The 19,354-nt window shown below is 66.1% G+C and carries 16 protein-coding genes; 11 read left to right on the top strand and 5 right to left on the bottom strand.

Annotated elements, in window-relative coordinates; genetic code table 11:
- The first annotated feature begins 50 nt into the window (after positions 1-50).
- The 7 genes from aptA to ACODSM_RS01345 all read left to right on the top strand — a co-directional run bounded on the left by aptA (position 51) and on the right by ACODSM_RS01345 (position 7,716).
- Positions 51-1,412: an omega-aminotransferase AptA gene (gene aptA, locus ACODSM_RS01375; protein ID WP_110960704.1), complete on the top strand. Its 1,362-nt coding sequence runs from the start codon at positions 51-53 to the stop codon at positions 1,410-1,412.
- 20 nt (positions 1,413-1,432) lie between these two features.
- Positions 1,433-2,062, top strand: coding sequence for a DJ-1/PfpI family protein (locus ACODSM_RS01370; RefSeq protein ID WP_488804090.1), 630 nt, complete (start codon positions 1,433-1,435; stop codon positions 2,060-2,062).
- A 70-nt stretch (positions 2,063-2,132) separates the two neighbouring features.
- Complete coding sequence (locus tag ACODSM_RS01365) at positions 2,133-3,650, top strand: CoA-acylating methylmalonate-semialdehyde dehydrogenase (RefSeq protein ID WP_488804089.1); 1,518 nt, start codon at positions 2,133-2,135, stop codon at positions 3,648-3,650.
- 407 nt (positions 3,651-4,057) lie between these two features.
- Positions 4,058-6,403, top strand: coding sequence for an NADP-dependent malic enzyme (locus ACODSM_RS01360; protein ID WP_015016364.1), 2,346 nt, complete (start codon positions 4,058-4,060; stop codon positions 6,401-6,403).
- 154 nt (positions 6,404-6,557) lie between these two features.
- Positions 6,558-6,965, top strand: a complete 408-nt coding sequence (locus ACODSM_RS01355) for a guanyl-specific ribonuclease (protein WP_488804088.1) — start codon at positions 6,558-6,560, stop codon at positions 6,963-6,965.
- A 137-nt stretch (positions 6,966-7,102) separates the two neighbouring features.
- Positions 7,103-7,528, top strand: a complete 426-nt coding sequence (locus tag ACODSM_RS01350; RefSeq protein WP_015016366.1) for a barstar family protein — start codon at positions 7,103-7,105, stop codon at positions 7,526-7,528.
- Positions 7,507-7,716 (top strand): hypothetical protein, encoded by a 210-nt coding sequence (locus ACODSM_RS01345; RefSeq protein WP_015016367.1) that lies wholly within the window; start codon positions 7,507-7,509, stop codon positions 7,714-7,716. The genes ACODSM_RS01350 and ACODSM_RS01345 overlap by 22 nt, the downstream gene beginning before the upstream one ends.
- Positions 7,717-7,984: 268 nt before the next feature.
- Here ACODSM_RS01345 and rsmA read toward each other — a convergent pair whose 3' ends face one another.
- From rsmA to ACODSM_RS01330, 3 genes are read right to left on the bottom strand one after another with little or no spacing between them, the layout of a single operon-like run.
- Positions 7,985-8,764, bottom strand: coding sequence for a 16S rRNA (adenine(1518)-N(6)/adenine(1519)-N(6))-dimethyltransferase RsmA (rsmA, locus tag ACODSM_RS01340; protein ID WP_488804087.1), 780 nt, complete (start codon positions 8,762-8,764; stop codon positions 7,985-7,987).
- Positions 8,765-8,816: 52 nt separating this feature from the next.
- Positions 8,817-10,250: a peptidylprolyl isomerase gene (locus tag ACODSM_RS01335; RefSeq protein ID WP_488804086.1), complete on the bottom strand. Its 1,434-nt coding sequence runs from the start codon at positions 10,248-10,250 to the stop codon at positions 8,817-8,819.
- Positions 10,251-10,253: 3 nt separating this feature from the next.
- Positions 10,254-12,671: an LPS-assembly protein LptD gene (locus tag ACODSM_RS01330; RefSeq protein ID WP_422848196.1), complete on the bottom strand. Its 2,418-nt coding sequence runs from the start codon at positions 12,669-12,671 to the stop codon at positions 10,254-10,256.
- A gap of 115 nt (positions 12,672-12,786) precedes the next feature.
- Here ACODSM_RS01330 and ACODSM_RS01325 point away from each other — a divergent pair, with 115 nt between their 5' ends.
- The 3 genes from ACODSM_RS01325 (at position 12,787) to ACODSM_RS01315 (ending at position 16,350) form a co-directional block, all read left to right on the top strand.
- Entirely contained in the window at positions 12,787-13,941 is a 1,155-nt protein-coding gene (locus ACODSM_RS01325) for an aminoglycoside phosphotransferase family protein (protein WP_422848197.1), read from the top strand.
- 104 nt (positions 13,942-14,045) lie between these two features.
- Positions 14,046-14,819: a 16S rRNA (uracil(1498)-N(3))-methyltransferase gene (locus ACODSM_RS01320; protein WP_488804085.1), complete on the top strand. Its 774-nt coding sequence runs from the start codon at positions 14,046-14,048 to the stop codon at positions 14,817-14,819.
- A 373-nt stretch (positions 14,820-15,192) separates the two neighbouring features.
- Positions 15,193-16,350: a GGDEF domain-containing protein gene (locus ACODSM_RS01315; RefSeq protein WP_488804084.1), complete on the top strand. Its 1,158-nt coding sequence runs from the start codon at positions 15,193-15,195 to the stop codon at positions 16,348-16,350.
- Here the strand turns inward: ACODSM_RS01315 and ACODSM_RS01310 are convergent.
- Positions 16,334-16,903 (bottom strand): DUF3617 domain-containing protein, encoded by a 570-nt coding sequence (locus tag ACODSM_RS01310; protein WP_488804083.1) that lies wholly within the window; start codon positions 16,901-16,903, stop codon positions 16,334-16,336. The genes ACODSM_RS01315 and ACODSM_RS01310 overlap by 17 nt on opposite strands.
- Before the next feature lie 152 nt (positions 16,904-17,055).
- Positions 17,056-18,345 (bottom strand): acyl-CoA dehydrogenase family protein, encoded by a 1,290-nt coding sequence (locus tag ACODSM_RS01305; protein ID WP_488804082.1) that lies wholly within the window; start codon positions 18,343-18,345, stop codon positions 17,056-17,058.
- A gap of 208 nt (positions 18,346-18,553) precedes the next feature.
- Between ACODSM_RS01305 and ACODSM_RS01300 the strand changes: the two genes are divergently transcribed.
- Positions 18,554-19,321, top strand: coding sequence for an SOS response-associated peptidase (locus tag ACODSM_RS01300; RefSeq protein WP_488804081.1), 768 nt, complete (start codon positions 18,554-18,556; stop codon positions 19,319-19,321).
- Positions 19,322-19,354 lie beyond the last annotated feature (33 nt).

Below are 19,354 nucleotides of genomic sequence, written 5' to 3'. Positions count from 1 at the left end.
AGCTTTGCTTTTCTCGCCCTTTTATCGCCGCCTTTGCACTGGAGAACCCCATGAGCTTCGTCAACATCGAAAAACCCGCCGCCGGTGCCGAAGGCCCCCGCATGGACGCCGAATGGCTGGACGCGCACTGGATGCCCTACACCGGCAACCGCCAGTTCAAGGCCAACCCGCGCATGATCGTGGAGGGCAGCGGTGCTTACTACACCGACTCCGAAGGCCGCAAGATTTTTGACGGCCTCTCGGGCCTGTGGTGCGCGGGCCTGGGCCATGGCCGCCGCGAGATCGCCGAGGCCATCGGCAAGCAGGCCATGAAGCTGGACTACGCGCCCGCCTTCCAGTTTGGTCACCCGCTGTCGTTTGAGCTGGCCAACCGCGTCAAAGAGCTGACACCCGCAGGGCTGGACTATGTGTTCTTCACCGGCTCGGGCTCCGAGTCGGCCGATACGTCCCTCAAGATGGCCCGCGCCTACTGGCGTGCCAAGGGCCAGGGCACCAAGACGCGCCTGATCGGCCGCGAAAAGGGCTACCACGGCGTGAACTTTGGCGGTATCTCGGTGGGCGGCATCGTGGCCAACCGCAAGCTGTTTGGCCAGGGCGTGGAGGCCGACCACCTGCCCCACACCCAGCCACCCGCAGGCTCGTTCCACAAGGGTATGCCGCCCACGGGCAAGGAGCTGGCCGACCGCTTGCTGGAAGTGATTGCGCTGCACGATGCATCGAACATCGCCGCCGTGATCGTCGAGCCCTTCTCGGGCTCGGCCGGTGTGGTGATCCCGCCCGTGGGCTACCTGCAGCGCCTGCGCGAGATCTGCACACAAAACAACATCTTGCTGATTTTTGACGAGGTGATCAGCGGTTTTGGCCGCAGCGGCGCCTGGACCGGTGCCGAGGCCTTTGGCGTGACGCCCGACATCCTGAATTTTGCCAAGCAGGTCACCAACGGCGCGCAGCCGCTGGGCGGCGTGGTGGCTACCAAGGAAATCTACGACACCTTCATGGCCGCCGGCGGTCCCGAGTACATGCTCGAATTCCCGCACGGCTACACCTACTCGGCCCACCCCGTGGCCTGCGCGGCGGGCATTGCGGCGCTCGACATCCTGCAAAACGAAGACATGATCGGCCGCGTGAAGGCGCTGGCCCCGTACTTCGAGCAGGCTGTGCACAGCCTCAAGGGCGCTAAGCATGTGGCCGACATCCGCAACTTTGGCCTGGCGGCCGGCTTCACCATTGCGGCGCTGCCCGGCGAGCCTGCCAAGCGCCCCTATGAGATCGCCATGAACTGCTGGAAGAAGGGCTTTTACGTGCGCTACGGTGGCGACACCATCCAGCTGGCACCGCCCTTCATCAGCACCCAGGCCGAAATCGACCGCCTGATCAGCGCCCTGGGCGACGCCCTGCACGAAACGGCTTGAGGCACAAGCCCGACCGGCCCATGCGCATTTCCATCCTTACCTTCGACGCCTTCAACGACCTCGACTCGCTCGTGGCGTTTGGCATGCTCAGCCGCATCGCGCTGCTGGGCGACACGGACTGGCAGGTGCGCATTGCGAGCCCCACGCCGCGCGTCACGTCCATGAACGGCCTCACCATCGACGCACATGAAGACCTGAGCCAGTTGGCCCAGGCCGATGCGGTGCTGGTGGGCAGCGGCATGAAGACGCGCGAGGTGGCGAACACCCCCGCGCTGATGGAACAGCTAAGGGTGCTGAACCCCGCCCGCCAGTTGCTGGCGGCGCAGTGCTCTGGCACCTTCCTGCTCAGCCGCTTGGGCCTGCTGAGCGGCACGCCCGCCTGCACGGACCTGACCAGCAAGCCGTGGGTGATGGAGTCGGGCGTGGACGTGGTGCCACGCGCGTTTGCGGCCCACGGCAACGTGGCCACGGCGGGCGGGTGCCTGGCCTCGCAATACCTGGTGGCGTGGCTGATCGCCCGCCTCAAGGGGCTGGACGCCGCGCGCGAAGTGCTGCAGTACTTTGCCCCGGTGGGCGAGAAGCAGGAGTTCATCGACCGCGCCTTGGGGCATGTGCTGCCCGCGCTGGAGCCCCAGGTTGCTGCGGCTTGAATACTATAAATTTGATAGCTATCAGCGCATGTTTCACTGGCGCTTGTGGCACTTTTTACTTGAAATCACCATGAACCACGACAAAAACGTCACCACCACCATCGGCCACCTGATCGACGGCCAGATCGTCGCCGACACCGCCCGTACGCAGCCCGTGTTTGACCCCGCCACCGGCCTGTCCACCACCAGCGTGGCCCTGGCAAGCCAGGCCACGGTCGAGGCGGCCATTGCCTCGGCCGAGGCCGCGTTTCCGGCCTGGCGCAACACGCCGCCGCTCAAGCGTGCGCGCGTGATGAGCAAGCTGAAAGTCCTGCTGGAAGAAAACGCCGACAAGATCGCCGCCCTGATCACCGCCGAACACGGCAAGGTGCTGGCCGACGCGCACGGCGAGCTGCAGCGCGGCATTGAAAACGTGGAATACGCGAGCTACGCGCCCGAACTGCTCAAGGGCGAGCACAGCCGCAACGTGGGTCCCAGCATCGACTCATGGAGTGAGTTCCAGGCGCTGGGCGTCACTGCAGGCATCACGCCCTTCAACTTCCCGGCCATGGTGCCGCTGTGGATGTGGCCGATGGCCGTTGCGTGTGGCAACACCTTTGTGCTCAAGCCGTCCGAGCGCGACCCTTCGTCCACCCTGTTCATCGCCCAGCTCGCGCTGGAAGCGGGCCTGCCCCCCGGCGTGCTGAACGTGGTCAACGGCGACAAGCTGGCCGTGGACACGCTGCTGCAAGACCCACGCGTCAAGGCCGTGAGCTTTGTCGGCTCCACACCCATCGCCGAATACATCTACAGCGAAGGCTGCAAACACGGCAAGCGCGTGCAGGCTTTGGGCGGCGCCAAGAACCACGCCGTGCTCATGCCCGACGCGGATGTGGACAACGCCGTGAGCGCGCTGATGGGTGCCGCGTATGGATCGTGCGGCGAGCGCTGCATGGCCATTCCGCTGCTGGTGGCCGTGGGTGACGCAGTGGGTGACGCCGTGATTGCGGGCCTGAAGACCGAAATCGCCAAGATGAAGGTGGGCCCCGGCACCGACAACAGCAATGACATGGGTCCGCTGGTGACCAAGCCGCACTTCGAGAAGGTGAAGGCCTATGTGGACAGCGGCGTGGCCGAGGGCGCCACTCTGGTGGTGGATGGCCGCTCGGTGAAGGTGGCCGGGCATGAGGAAGGCTACTTCCTGGGCGCCTGCCTGTTCGACAACGTCAAGCCCGGCATGAAGATCTACCAGGAAGAAATCTTCGGCCCCGTGCTTGGCGTGGTGCGCGTGAAGACGCTGCAGGAGGCTATGCAGCTCATCAACGACCATGAGTACGGCAACGGCACCTGCATCTTCACCCGCGACGGCGAGGCCGCCCGCTACTTCACCGACCACATCCAGGTCGGCATGGTGGGCGTGAACGTGCCCCTGCCCGTGCCCGTGGCGTACCACTCGTTCGGCGGCTGGAAGCGCAGCCTGTTCGGCGACCTGCACGCCTACGGCCCGGACGCCGTGCGCTTCTATACCAAGCGCAAGACCATCACGCAGCGCTGGCCATCGGCGGGCGTGCGTGAGGGGGCGGTGTTCAGCTTTCCGAGTAGCCGCTGAAGCATCCGTCGGCGTCTACGCTTCAACGACAAAGGCCCCATGCGGGGCCTTTTTCGTTCCATGCCTCGCCAGAGCGTTGGAAGTCAAGCCATCCCAACGAGCACGGCTGGCGCGGCATGCACCCTTTTGACGCCAGAAGGGTGCATGAAGCGACCCGTTTCGGGCAAGCACGGTGTTCCTCCTCAAAAAGCAAAACACCTCATAGCTTATGTGCATGGATATGGGGGTCTCAAAACCCTGTCCACACGACACAATGAATGGGCAAACAGCCCGCAGGTAAGCAGATTCGCTTACTAGGGTTTTTACGCACATCCCCCTACAATCGCAGACCCTTACAAAGCTGACAGCCTGCTGCAGACCCGCTGGAGTACGGTTTTGGCCCCTCACCCCTGAGTTGGAGACACTGAATGCCCGAGAACACCACGGCCCAGAACAACAACAACGATTCCGACAAGCGTGCCCAGTTGCGCCGTGCCGCTCTCGAATACCACGAGTTTCCCAAGCCGGGCAAGTTGGCCATTGCCGCGACCAAACAGATGATCAACCAGCACGATCTCGCGCTGGCTTACTCGCCCGGTGTGGCCGCGCCCTGCGAAGAGATCGTGAAGGACCCTGCCAACGCCTTCCGCTACACCTCGCGTGGCAATCTGGTCGCCGTGATTTCCAACGGCACCGCCGTGCTGGGCCTGGGCGACATTGGCGCGCTGGCCTCCAAGCCGGTGATGGAAGGCAAGGCCGTCCTGTTCAAGAAGTTCGCGGGCGTCGATGTGTTCGACATAGAGATCGACGAAAAGGACCCCGCCAAGCTGGTGGAGGTGATCGCAGCGCTGGAGCCCACCTTTGGCGCCGTCAACCTCGAAGACATCAAGGCTCCCGATTGCTTCTACGTGGAGCGTGAGCTGCGCAAGCGCATGAAGATCCCGGTCTTTCACGACGACCAGCACGGCACGGCGATCACGGTGGCGGCTGCCATCGTGAATGCGCTGAAGGTGGCAGGCAAGAAGATTGAAGACGTGAAGCTGGTCACCAGCGGCGCGGGCGCTGCGGCCCTGGCCTGCCTGAACCTGCTGCTCAAGGTGGGCGTGCAGCGCAAGAACGTGTTTGTCACCGATCTGGCCGGTGTGGTCTATGAAGGCCGCGAAGAACTGATGGACGACGACAAGCGCCAGTTCATGCAGAAGACCGACGCGCGCAAGCTGGCCGAGGTGATGGTCGGCGCCGACGTGTTCCTGGGCCTGTCGGCCGGTAACGTGCTCAAGCCCGAAATGGTGGCCACCATGGCCGAGCGCCCGGTGATCTTCGCGCTGGCGAACCCCAACCCCGAGATCACGCCCGAGCTGGCACACAGCGTGCGCAACGACATCATCATGGCCACGGGCCGGTCGGACTATCCGAACCAGGTGAACAACGTCTTGTGCTTTCCGTACATCTTCCGTGGGGCATTGGACTGCGGCGCTACCACCATCACCGATGAGATGGAAATTGCGGCCGTGCACGCGATTGCCGAGCTGGCCCAGGCCGAGCAAAGCGAGGTGGTGGCAGCCGCCTACGTCGGCGAGAAGCTGACCTTCGGCCCCGAATACCTGATCCCCAAGCCGTTTGACCCCCGGCTGATGATGAAGATCGCGCCGGCCGTGGCCCAGGCCGCCATGGACAGCGGCGTGGCGCAGCGCCCCATCGCCGACATGGACGCTTACCGCGACCGTCTGCAGACCTTTGTGTATGCCTCGGGCACGACGATGAAGCCCATCTTCGACGCGGCCCGCAATGCTGCCAAGAAGCGTGTGGCCTATGCCGAGGGCGAAGAAGAACGTGTGCTGCGCGCTGCACAGATCGTGGTGGACGAGAAGGTCGCCCGCCCCACGCTGATCGGCCGCCCCGCCATCATCGCCCAGCGCATCGAAAAGTTTGGCCTGCGCCTGAAGGAAGGCGTGGACTACGACGTGGTCAACACCGACTTCGACCACCGCTACCGCGACTTCTGGCAGACCTACCACCGCATGACCGAGCGCAAGGGCATCACCCAGCAGGTGGCAAAGATCGAGATGCGCCGCCGCCTCACGCTCATCGGTTCGATGATGCTGCACAAGGGCGAGGTGGACGGCCTGATCTGCGGCACCTGGGGCACCACAGCCAACCACCTGATGTACATCGACCAGGTGATCGGCAAGCACGCGGGCGGTGCCGACAGCACCGCACAGGACGTGCCGGTGTACGCCTGCATGAACGGCCTGATGCTGCCCGGCCGCCAGGTGTTCTTGGTGGACACGCACGTCAACTACGACCCCACGCCACAAGAGCTGGCAGAGATCACCGCCCTGGCGGCCGAGGAAATGATGCGCTTTGGCATCAAGCCCAAGGCCGCGCTGCTGTCGCACTCCAACTTTGGCACCAGCAACAGCCCCAGCGCGGTGAAGATGCGCCAGACCCTGGAGCTGCTGCGCCAACAGGCGCCCTGGCTGGAAGTGGACGGCGAAATGCATGGCGACGTGGCGCTGGACGGCAAGGCCCGCTCGGCACTCATGCCCAGCAGCGAGCTGACTGGCGACGCCAACCTGCTGGTGTTCCCCAACATCGACGCCGCCAACATTGCCTACAACCTGCTCAAGACGGCGGCGGGTGGCGGCATTGCCATCGGCCCCGTGCTGCTGGGGGCGGCCAAGCCGGTTCATATCCTGACACCGAGCGCGACCGTGCGCCGTATCGTGAACATGACAGCCCTCACCGTGGCCGATGCCAACGTGGCGAGATAAGCCAATATCCGGTAGCAAGCGCTAACTTAAAACCCTTGCAAAGCCCTTCAGCGTCTGCCCAATCTTTGTGCAGACGCTTGCTTTTTGGGGACCGTTGAGCGACACTAGCGGCTCGAAATTTCGGGTTAACCCGTAGTTTCTGAAAGGTTCGTTGATGCTGAAGGCTGTAGCCACCCGGGCGCGCAAGGCAGGGTTATTGTGTGTTTTGGGTGTTGCTTTCGTGCTGTCTCCGGTTGCGGGACATGCCCGGAAATCCCCGTCCGAAGGCGGGTCCACCACCCCCATCGCACTGGCCGAGTTGCCGCCCCAAGGGCGGACAACGTATGCGCTGATCCGTGAGGGCGGGCCCTTTCCGTACGACAAGGACGGATCGGTTTTTGGCAATCGCGAGCGGCTGTTGCCCGCCCAAAAGCGGGGCTACTACCGTGAATACACCGTCAGAACACCAGGATCGCGCGACCGGGGAGCCCGGCGCATCGTGTGTGGCGGCAAGCCCCGGACGCCGGACGCCTGCTACTACACCAGCGACCACTACGCCAGTTTTCGCGAGATCGTCGAGTAACCCCCTGCGGTGTGCGCCAGCCAGCCCATCCCTGAAAACGTACGCCGCGCCCCATTGAATTCCCCATTCACAGGCCGCATCCTGCAGCCTGTGAGATGCCAGAAGTTTGTGGACTTTATAAAGAAAGAGTAGCGGAGATGCAGACGCCACTTCGTAAAGACCTGGAAACGCCACTGCGTGGCGTGCGCACCAACATCGTGCAGTCCATTCGCGCCTTCCGCGTGCAGGACCTGCAGGATGCAGCCACCTCCATGGGTCACCATTTCTTGTACGCCAATCTGGCCCACGCGCAGTCCAAGCAGGATGTGCTGGACCTGATTGCCGCCCAATTCACGTTCCCATCGCACTTCGGCAAGAACTTCGATGCGTTGTACGACTGCATGACAGACCCTTTGCACAAATCGGGCCCGCAGCCTGGTTTCATTGTGGTGCTGGAGCAGATTCCTGCCACAGGCAAGTTCGATAAGGAAGCGCGCGAGCAGCTGCTCGACATCTTCCGTGACGCGGCCGACTACTGGGGCGATCGCAAGATACCCTTCCGGTGTTTCTATTCTTTTCTGTAGCCCGTTCTGCATCCACCAGCCAAGCAGAACGGGCGAACGAGGCTAGCGACACCCAGGCCGTCGAAGGCATCGAGATCAACGGCGAACCCGCTGAAAAAATGCCCACGGACAAACTTGTGGACGTATCGCCCATGGCGCTGCGCATGAGCAGCCCTTTCAACGCCGGGTACTGGCTCAGCGCCGCATAACTCGGTACATCCCCCTGAGCGGCTACGCCGCTTCCCCCTTCTCTCGGCTTCGCCGGGAAGGGGGACGACACCCGCGCGGCGGGGCGGCCCTTGCGCGGTGTCTTTGGTCTGGGCAGCGACAGTTGCCATGGCTGTTACGAGGTCCAGCGTTGCAGCTGCAGGCACGGCATTGGTTGCAGTGCGCCTGCTAGCTCAGCGCCATCCAACGCACCTTCACTGAGTAAAAAGCTGTCTAGCGCCCATCGAACAAGCGCTGTCAGCTATCAATTCAAGAGCATTTCTGCGCCAGTGCCACGTACTCGGCCACGGGCACTTCCTCAGCTCGGCGCTGGGTGTCGAATTCACCACCAAACTGGCGAGCTTCGAGCCAGCGGCCCAGCGTGTGGCGCAGGAGCTTGCGGCGCTGGCTGAAAGCCACCTGGACCAATTCTTCCAGCACCGGAATCGATAGCGGTGCCGGCTCGGCATACGGCACCATGCGCACGACGGCGCTGTCCACGCGGGGCGGGGGGTCGAAGCTCTCGGGCGGCACGAACAGCACGTTTTCCATGGCGTAGCGCCACTGCAGCATGACCGACAGGCGCCCGTAGTCGCCAGTGGCGGGGCTGGCCACCATGCGGTCGATCACTTCCTTTTGCAGCATGAAGTGCTGGTCTTCGATGACCTGCACATGGTCCAGCAGGTGGAAAAGGATTGGGGTGGAGATGTTGTAGGGCAAGTTGCCCACCACGCGCAGCCGCAAACCGGGCTGTCCTGCCTTGTCACGCAGGGTCTGCGCCAGTGCGGTGAAATCCACCTTGAGCACGTCCGACTCAATCACGTCGAGCTGGCCATGCAGGCGCAGGCGCAGGGCCAGGTCGCGGTCCAGTTCGATGACCGTGAGGCGCCCCAGGCGTTCCGCCAGGGGCTGCGTCAGCGCGGCCAGGCCGGGCCCGATCTCGACCATGGGCTGGCCGGGCAGCGGCGCTATGGCCTGCACGATGCCGTCGATGATGCCCTGGTCGGACAGGAAATGTTGTCCGAAGCGCTTGCGGGGAATGTGTTTCAACGCGACCTTATCTGTTGTGGTGTCTGGGACTGCTGGGAGCTAGGGCCTGCACTCATTGGGGTGGCTCGCGGTACTCGACATACGCGCGCCCACGCAGCTCTTGCGCCCAGGTGGCATAGGCCTCGTCGAGTTTCTTCTCGCGCACCACGTTGCGTGCCATGTCGCGCTGCTCGCGCTGGGTGAGCTTGGCTTCGCGGCGCTCCAGCAGCTGGATCAGGTGCACGCCAAAACGCGAGACCACAGGTTCGCTGATGTCGCCGGGCTTGAGGGCGTCCAGCGCCTGCTCGAACTCGGGCACATACCGGCCGGGGTTGGCCCAGCCCAGATCACCGCCCTCCTTGGAGCTGCCATCCTGAGAATGCTCGCGCGCCAGGGCTGCAAAGTCGGCCTGCCCGGCCAGCACGCGGCGGCGGTAATCGGCCAGGCGCGCGGCGGCGGCGGCTTCGGACAACTGGGGGCCCGTGCGCAGCAAGATGTGGCGCGCATGGTTTTGCACTACGGTGGTCGGCATACCCGCCGTCACACGTTCCACCACCTTGAGCACGTGAAAACCCGCTGGCGAGCGCACCGGGCCCACGATGGAGCCCACCGGCAGGCCGAGGGTGGAGTTCACAAACAGCTCCGGGTAACGGTCGGCAGGCCGCAAGCCCAGCAATCCACCAGCGCGCTGGCCTTCGGGCGCATCGGAGAACTCGCGGGCCACCGCTGCAAAGTCTTCGCCCGCGCGCACCTTGTCGGCCGCACGCTGTGCGCGTGCCTGCCGCTCGGCCACCTGCGTGGGGGTGGCGTTTTCAGGCACCAGCACCAGCACATGGCCGAGGTTGATCTCCATGGCGGCGACGTCCGTGCCCTTTTGCTCTTCGCGCAGGAACTGGTCCACGTCCAGGTCGCTCACCTTCACGCGTGCTTCGACTTCGCGTTCGCGCAGGCGCTGCTGTAGCAGCTGGTTGCGCAGCTCTTCGCGAAAACGGTCCTTGCTCATGCCGTCGCGGGCCAGGCGCGCATACAGCTCGTCCACCGTCATGTCGTTCTGACGGGCCACACCCTGCTCGGCCTGAGACACGGCGTAGTCATCGACCTTGATGCCCGATTCGCGCGCCTGCTGCAGCTGCACCTTTTCCAGAATGATGCGTTCGAGAACTTCACGCGCCAGCGCATCGCGTGGCGGCATGGCGCCGCCCTGCTTGGCGATCTGCGCCTCGGCACGGGCCAGGCGCGAGCGCACCTCGTAGTTGGTCACGGGCTCGGAGTTGACCACCGCCACGATGAAATCGGCCGAGCGCGGAGCGGTGCTGGCGGAGGGCGCAGGCAAGGTGATGGAGGGCACGGCCGCAGGGCGCGCGGTCAGCGACGACGGCGAGGAGGACAACCCGGTCTTGCCCGAAGACGAGGCCCCCGAAGGACGCAGGCCCTGGGCCGCAGCGCCTTGCGCCACGAGGGATGCCAACGCGGCCGTCAAGGCCAGTGCGAGTACACGGTGATTCATGGTCTAGTCGTAGTTGCTGAAGCGGCTGGGCGTGGAGACCTGCTCGCGCAGGTTCTGGTAACGCGGCACATTTTGCTTGAAGGAGTCGAGCGGGCTGGAACCCAGGCTCAGGCGGGAGAAGCCCACGAATTCGATCTGGAACAGCAGGCGCGTGTTGGAGCTGGTCACGCTGCTTTGCAGGCGCTCCAGCACCACACGGCCGATCCAGCAGCAGCTGTCGTACTCGAAGCCCACCACGGTGTCCACCAGCTTGCGGTCCTTCATGCTGTAGTTCAATCGGCCCACGCTGTACCAGCGCCCGCCGCCCTGGCCACGGCCGGGGCCCAGGTCTTTGCCCTTGTCGCCCCACAGGTCGTTCAGCGGCCACTGCCAGCCGATGTCGATCTGCTCACTGGTACCGCGCTGCAGGCGGTAGGCCGCGCTCACAGTGCGGTAGTTGCTGGGGCTGTAGCGCGCGCCGATGGTGGAGCGGATGGACTGGCCGGTCTTGGGGTTGTACTGCACGGTGGAGTCAAAGCCCCACTGCGGCGTCCAGTTGATGCCCGCGCCCAGCAGCAGGTCCGAGAGGCGCTCGCTCACCGGCGTGCCGCCTGGCAAGGTCACCTTCTGGTCCGAGAACCGCACCCGCTGCGCAATGCCGAAGCGCGCGGCCTGGGCACCGGTGTCGGGGTCCAGCAGGCGGGTGGTCACGCCCAGGGTCAGCAGGTTGTTGTCGGCCAGCCGGTCGTTGCCGCCAAACGCGTTCTCGGTGTAGATGGTTGCAAAGTTGAAGTCATTGGCCGCCGTGTCATACACCGGCAGCATGCTCTGGTCGCGGTAGGGCGTGTAGGTGTAGAAAGCCCGGGGCTCCAGCGTCTGCAGGAAGGCCCGGCCGAAGTAGGCGGTGTCGCGCTCGAACACCAGTCCGCTGTCCAGGCTGAAGGTGGGCAGTGTGCGACTGGCCGAGCGCTGGCCGTTGGAGAGAGCCGAATCAAACTGGTACTGCGTGGCATGCAGCTGCAGGCGCGGGGTGATGAAGCCACCCGGCGACAGGAACGGGCGGCTGATCTGCGCCATGGCGTAGCTGCGGTCGGCGTTGGGCTGGCCGGTGAGCGCGCGGGCCGCTTCGAAGCGCGTGGTGTCCAGCTCGACGCTGGCATCGAATCCACCGCCCAGCTGCGAGGGGTTGTAGCGCCACTGCACCTGCGGCATGCGGTCATACGGCGGCACGATGGGCGAGGTGACATCCTGCAGCGTCTGCCATTTGAGGGTGCGCACCGTGGCCGACATGTCGTTGCGGCCCCAGGACAGGATGGCATCGTTGGGCAGCAGGCGCTGGCGCAGCTGTTCGGTGGCCCGGCTGAAGTCGCGCCAGTAGTTGTCGTCGCTGACCCGGTTGAGGTTGAGGTTGAGCCCCAGCCCGCCGATGGCCGTGTCGAACGCGCCCTCGTGCTTGCCGCTGAAGCTCCAGCGCACCCGGTCGCGCAAGCGGTCAGTGGGCATCACATCGGCGCTGATCTGGCCTTTGTAGGTCGGCTCCAGATAGCGGAACTCGCCGCCCACATTGGCCCCCCGCTTGGTCATGAGCGCAGCGCGCAAGGTGGCATCGCGGTTGGGGGCGATGTTCCAGTAGTACGGCTGCATGTAAGTCACCCCATCGCGGCTGTCGAGCCCGATGGTGGGTGGCAGCAGGCCGGACTTGCGCTTTTCCGACAACGGGAAGGTGATGTACGGAATGGGCAGCACCGAGATGCCCTTGAACTCCAGCACCGCGTCTTCGGCCGTGCCGACCTCTTCCTCGTTGTCGATGCGGATGGTGGCGGCGCGCAGCACCCAGTCGGGCTGCCAGCTCTCTTCGTTGCCACGCTCGCAAGTGGTGTAGGTGCCGTTGTGCACCACGGCGCGGTAGCGGTCCACAAAGTCCACCCGCGTCGCATCTCCGTGCGCCTGCGTGGCCAGAAAGCGGTAGCGCGCGTCGCTGAAGAAGCCCTCGAAGGCCTCCACCCGCAGCTCCAGCGCCGTGCCTTCGTAGACGTTGCCTGCGCGGTTGATGCGCACCTTGCCGTTGGCCTTGGCCAGGTCCTCGGGCACGTTGTAGTCCAGCCGGTCCGCGCGGATGACCGTGTCGCCCCGGCGCAACTCGGCGTTGCCTTCAATCAGCGCATTCAGGTCCGTCTGGCCGCTGATGTGATCGCCCTTCACAAACACGGGCAATTGCGAGCGCACGGCGTCGGGAATCTTTTCCTGCAGCAGCGGGGAGGACCGCAGCGCCGGAGGCGCATCCCAGGCGCTGGGCGCGGCGGCGTCCTGGGCCAAGGCCGCCAGCGGCAGGCCACACCAGGCCAGCGCAACGCCCACAGCCAGTACACGAGGCACGGGGGGCCGCAGCCGTGCAGACTTCGCCGTGGCGGGCCGGGCGCGAAGGGAGGTGAAGTTCTGCACGGTGGGTGGCTGGCAGCGTGGCACGTGGGGTGATGGGGCGGTAGCGGACAAAGGGACCGGCCCTGGCCAGCGCGCACGGCGCCAGCCACGACCGGTTTGTAAAATCGGATTATCCATGAGCCACCCCATCCCCCCATCGCCCGCTGGCCAGCCCCTGGGCGCCACCGTGGCCGCACCTGCTGCGCCCGCCGCCTCCACCCCCGTCAGCTGGCCTGATGCCGCCCGCCGTGCGGCCTTTGACGCCTGGCTGGCCCCCTTGGTGGGACCGCACCAGTTGCTGCCCGCCACGCTGCGCCCCGCGTCGGCCGATGCCAGCTTCCGCCGCTATCTGCGCATTGACACGGCCACAGGCGCCAGCCGCATCGTGATGGATGCACCGCCCGACAAGGAGAACTGCAAGCCCTTTGTGCAAGTGCAGGGCCTGATGGCCGCCGCCGGGCTGAACGTGCCCCAGATCCTGGCTTTTGATGAGCCCACAGGTTTCATGCTGCTGTCCGACCTGGGCCACCAGACCGTGATCGAGCGGCTGAACCCCGAAAAACCCCTGGACGCCTACGCCTGGTACCAGCAGGCCACCGATGTGCTGCTGCAGTGGCAAAAGGCATCCACCCCCGGCGTGCTGCCCGCCTACGACGAGCCTCTGCTGCGCCGCGAGCTGGCGCTGTTCCCCGACTGGTACCTGGCCAAACACCGCGCCATCGCCCTGGACGACAAACAGCAGGCGACCTTGGGCAGCGCCTTTGATGCCATCGTGGCGCACAACCTGGCAGCCCCACAGGTCTATGTGCACCGCGACTTCATGACCCGCAACCTGATGGCGCCGGTGGAAGCAGGTGCACCCCTGGGCGTGCTGGACTTCCAGGACGCGGTGTACGGCCCCATCACCTACGACATCGCCAGCCTGCTGCGCGACGCGTTCATCAGCTGGGAAGAAGAATTCGTCATCGACATTACCGTGCGTTACTGGGAGAAGGCGCGCAAGGCCGGATTGCTGGGCGCCAACAGCGCCAGCGGCTGGGGCGATGACTTTGGCGAGTTCTACCGCGCGGTGGAGTGGATGGGCCTGCAGCGGCACCTCAAGGTCGCGGGCATTTTTGCGCGGCTGACCTTGCGCGACGGCAAGCCCAAGTACCTGGCCGATGCGCCCCGGTTCATCGCCTACATCCGCGCCACGGCCAACCGCTACCGCCAGCTGGGGCCGCTGCTCAAGATGCTGGACCAGATCGAAGGCACCGAGCCCGTGGTGGGCTTTGCGTACGGCCGCATGTAGCCACAGCGCCCTGCATTCACTTCGCGGCACGCCCCAAAAAATCAAGCAAAAACCGGCTCAAGCGCAGACAAACCATGCGCTAGCAGCTATTACAAAGATAGCAAATGCCCCGTTTCCATTGCCCGGCCCCCCTGGCCACCGGCACCGAGCTGGACCTGCCCCCGGGCGCCGCACGCCATGTGCAGGTGCTGCGCCTGCAGCCCGGTGACGGCATCACCCTGTTCCACGGCGGCCAGGGCGCGGGCGACCCCGGTGGCGAGTTCGACGCCACCGTCGTCAAGATGGGCCGCAGCGATGTGCGCGTGCTCGTGGGCGCACACCACGCCATCGAGCGCGAGGCGCCCCGCGCCGTGCACCTGCTGGCCGGCATCACCGCCAACGAGCGCATGGACTGGCTGGTCGAAAAAGCCACCGAGCTTGGCGTGGCCAGCATCACCCCGCTGGTGGCCGAGCGCAGCGTGCTCAAGCTCAAGGGCGAGCGCGCCGACAAGAAGATCGTCCACTGGCAGGCCGTGGCCGTGGCCGCCTGCGAACAATGCGGCCGCAACCGTGTGCCCGTGGTGCACCCGGCCATCGATCTGGTGGGCTGGCTGCGCACACCCGGACAGGGGATGACCTCCACCGATGGGCACGCTGCGCAAGACACGCCGCAGCGCCTGCTGCTGTCGCTGCGACCCGGTACCGTGCCGCTGCGCGAAGCCACGGGCAGCGAGGCTGGGCAACGCCCCGTGCTGTTCCTCTCCGGCCCCGAGGGTGGCCTGAGCCCTGCGGAAGAAGACCTGGCGGTGCAACACGGCTTTGCTCCGGTCACGCTGGGCCCCCGCGTGCTGCGTGCCGAGACAGCCCCGCTGGCCGCCCTGGCAGCGCTCACGCTGTAGCGCGGCACCCGCGCCGCAGACCGGACTCGCCACGCGGGCTGCACACCCGGACGAAGCCCGGTCAAGGCATGGCGAAGGCATAGGGCTCCTCTGCACGAATCACCGCGCCGTGTGCATCTGCGGCCTCGGGCGGTCTGCGGCGTTGCAGATACTCGCAATAGCTACGGCTATTGCTGCGTTTTGCGCCTTGCAGCCCATCCCGATCCGCAGTGCCCACTTACCGCTCGATTCGTGCAGAGGAGCCCTAGGGCCTGTACGCCCGGCATTACCTCACCGTAAAATCGCCGACTGGCCGGTAACACTCAATCCCACGGGTCCTGGCCACCCCGCCCGCGCACCGCGCGGCCCTCCCTCCTGGCCGGAGCCCCCCACCTTGCGCCCACCCGCCCGCTGGCAGCGCCTCAAGGATGTGATCCTCTCCACCGACCCCCGGCGGCGCACGCTGGTGGGCATGGCCTTGCTGGCGCTCACGCTGATGGCGGGCAGCGCCGGGGTGATGCTGCTGGTGGCGCATTCCAGCACCTCCGTGGACCAGACCGCCGTGCAATGGTGGGCCGCCCTGTCAGTGGGCGGCCTGGTGGTCATGACGGCCTTCATCCGCTCGGGCGAAACCGCCCGCCTGCGCGACCCTTCGCTCACCATTCCGCAAATGGTCTGGACCATCACCAGCGGTGCAGTGGCCTATGTGCTGGCGGGCGATGCGCGCGGGCTGGTGCCCAGCGTGCTGGCGATGATCCTGTTCTTCGGCACCTTCGGCCTCACGGTGGCTGAGGTGATCGGCATTGGCGTGTATGCGCTGCTGGCCTTTGCCAGCGCCATCGGCGTCAGCTCCCGCTTCAATGCCAATGCCTCGGGCTACCTGGACACCGCCTATGCGCTGATGGTGCTCATCGTGCTCAGCGGCTGCATTGCGCTGAACCTGCGCATCCAGCGCATCCGCGCCAAGCTGCAGCAGCAGCGCGAGGCACTGGCCCAGGCGCTCGAAGTCAACCGCGAACTGGCCACCCGCGACGAACTGACAGGCCTCATCAACCGCCGCGCCATGCTCGACCTGATGGCGCTGGAGCACCGCCGCAGCCTGCGCAGCGGCCGCCCGCTGCTGCTGGCGCAGCTGGACATCGACCACTTCAAGCCCATCAACGACCAGCACGGCCACGCTGCCGGCGACCGCGCGCTGCAGGCCTTTGCGGGCACGGTGCGCGCCAGCGTGCGCGACACCGACGTGCTGGCCCGCTGGGGTGGCGAAGAGTTTGTGCTGATGCTCACCGACACCTCGGCAGACCATGCGCGCGAGCTGCTCGAACGCATCCGCCAGGCCGTGCAGGCGCTGGAGATTGCCCACAGCGCAGGCTCGCTGCAGCTCACCGTGTCCATCGGTCTGGCCCAGCACCTGCCGGGCGACACCGTGGAGCACACGCTCGAACGCGCCGACCAGGCGCTGTACCACGCCAAGGCCCTGGGCCGCAACCGCGTGGTGGTGGCGCCGGCCACCCACCGCCCCGTGGCGGCAGGGACTAGCGCACGGGCTTGATCGCGCCGCAGTCCGCGGCCAGCCACTTGCCGTTCTGCACCATGTCGATCTGCTCGGGCTTGCCGTTGGACGTGGTCTTGACCTTGAAATTGCCCGTGTAGGCCGTGGGCCCCTGGAAGGTCATCGTGCCCTCGCCCGTGGTGGGCGGCTGGCCTTGGGTGCCCTTGCAACTGAACGTCATGGCCACCGCATTGGGGCCCGTGCGTTGCACGTTCTGCGTGCAGCCTTCCTGCGCCGGAATGCGGTCCAGGTCGGCCTGCTCGGGGCTGATGCAGACCTTCACGGTATTGCCGCTGGGGCCCATGCTCACACCCTGCTGGGCCATGGCCTGTTCCATCTGCTTGCGCTGCGCAGGCGTCAGGCTGGCCATGGACTTCTGCATCTGCGCCATCGCGGCCTCCAGCTGGCCACTCTGGCTTTTCATGGTCACGCTGTTCTCCCACAGGCCGGGCCGCAGCTTCTGCGTCTGGGCATGGGCCGTGGCCCAGAGCCCGGGCCCGAGCACGGTGGCGGAGAGGACAACGGCGAGAGCGAGGGGGATGGGGGTGTGCATGGTGGTGGGGCCTCGGTGCCAGCGGCGGAGCCGACAGTATCGACACACCGGCCTTTGCTGCCAAGTACCAACCACCAAGTGCACGGTGGAAGGTGGGAAGCAGCGGCTGTGGCCCGCGCGCACGGGCATGCGGTCTCCGTGGGTCTCCGTCCTCAGGCGCTCAGGTGCGGCGGCGCGCGCAGCTGCTCGGGGGTGGTGAAGTAGGCTGCCGATGCCCCCAGGCCCGCGCGCGCCTGCGCCAGCTCGTGCCGCGCCACGGTGCGCAGGTGCACCTCGTCGGGTCCGTCCATCAGCCGCAGCGCGCGGCCCCAGGTCCAGAGGGCGGCCAGCGGCGTGTCGGGCGACAGGCCCATGGCACCAAAGATCTGCATGGCCCGGTCCACCACGCGCTGCTGCAGGCGCGCGGCCACCACCTTGATGGCGGCGACCTGGGCGCGCACCTGCCGCGCATTGGCAGCGTCACCTTGGTCCAGCAGCCACGCAGCGTGCAGCACCAGTAGGCGCGCCTGGTCGATCTCGATGCGCGACTCAGCCAGCCACTCCTGCACATTGGCCTGCTCGGCCAGCGGCTTGCCAAAGGCGGTGCGCTCCAGCGCGCGTTCGGTGGCCAGTTGCAGCGCCAGTTCGCACTGGCCGATGGTGCGCATGCAGTGGTGCACACGGCCGGGCCCCAGGCGCGCCTGCGCCATCGCAAAACCCGCGCCCCAGTCGCCCAGCAGGTGGTCGGCAGGCACGCGCACGCTGCGCAGCAAAATCTCGCAATGCCCCTCCGGCGCGTGGTGGTGCAGCACGGAGATGTTGCGCACGATCTGCACACCCGGTGTGTTCACCGGCACCAGCACCATGCTGTGGCGGTGGTGGCCGTCTTCACTATCGGCATCCGCGTTGCGGCACAGCACGATGAGCAACTGGCACTGCGGGTGCGCCGCACCGGTGATGAACCACTTGCGGCCGCTGAGCACCAGATCATCGCCCTCGCGCCGCACCGTGGTCTGCAGGTTGGTGGGGTCGGACGAGGCCACATCGGGCTCGCTCATCGCAAAGGCCGATCGCATCTGGCCGTGCAGCAGCGGCACCAGCCAGCGCGTGCGCTGCGCGGGCGTGGCAAAGCGGTGCAGCAGCTCGATGTTGCCGGTGTCTGGCGCCTGGCAGTTGAACACCTCGGCCGCCCAGGGCAGGCGGCCCATGGCCTCGGCCAGCGGCGCGTAGTCCAGGTTGGACAGGCGCGTGCCCGGCTCGTCGTCGCGCAGCGTGGGCAGGAACAGGTTCCACAGGCCCTCTTCCCGCGCCAGCGCCTTGAGGTCTTCGACAAACGGCGGCGGGTAGTCGCCCGCCGCCACGGCCGCGTGCCAGGCGGCGTTGTAGGGCAGCAGATAGCGGTCCATGAAAGCCAGCAGGCGATCACGCAGCTCAAGGGCCAAGGGGGAGAGTGCGAAGTCCATGCGACCATTGTGAAAACCGCGCCAGCACACGTCACAACGCAGGCGACAACGGACTTGACGCACATCACGGCCTGCCCGGGAGCCTTCGGTGACCGCATCCCATTTGCTACGCTATTGATAGCTATTCAGGCATATTGCACTGGCGCTACCCACCCGTTTTGCTTCAAACACGGCCTGACACCCATCACCACGCAGGTACCATGGCTCCATGAGTACCCACCACGAAACCCTGCAGCACGCCGACACCTACCGCGAGGCGTTTGCGGTCGAGCCCCCTGCGGCGCTGGGTGAACGCCACCTGTGGCCCCGCAAGCCGGGCTTTTTCATTGTGCATGCATCGACGGCCACCGCGGTGGCCCAAGGGCCGGCCAGCACGGCCGGTGTGGTGGAAGAAGCTGCCCCCCCAACGGCTTCAGACACCCCGAGCGACGCCGCTTCCACCCGGGTGCTGGTGCCCGCGCAATGGGGCCTGGTGCCGCACTGGGTCAAGTCGGCATCCGACGCCAAGCTGCGCGCGCCCAAGCTGGTCAACGCCAAGTCCGACCTGGCCTCCACTGGCACCGCGTTTCGCGACGCGTGGCTGAACGGCCAGCGCTGCATCGTTCCGATGGTGGCGTTTTATGAAGACGACCTGCGCAGCGGCAAGGCCGTGCCCACCCGTGTGGCGCGCGTGGACGGCAAACCCTTGGGCGTGGCGGGCCTGTGGGCGCGCTGGCAGGGCGCTGACGGCGAGGTGATCATCAGCTACTGCCTGCTCACGGTGAACGCCAACAACCACGCGCTGCTGCACCGCTACGGCCAGCCCGGCAGCGAGAAAAGCATGCCCGCCATCCTGAACGAAGGCGCTTACGACGCCTGGCTCACGGCCCGGCCCGACAAGGCCAAGGAGTTCATGCGCCAGTACGCGGCAGAAAAACTCACCGCCAATCCCGTGGAGAAAAGGGCCGACAAGGTGCCCAAGGGCTGGCTGGGTTGAAGCCCGCACCGCCGGAGCGGCGCGGCGGGGGTG

Source organism: Acidovorax sp. FG42 (genome assembly GCF_057809195.1).
Note: the sequence above shows the minus strand (reverse complement) of the source record. Positions and strands in the feature narration are given on the sequence as shown.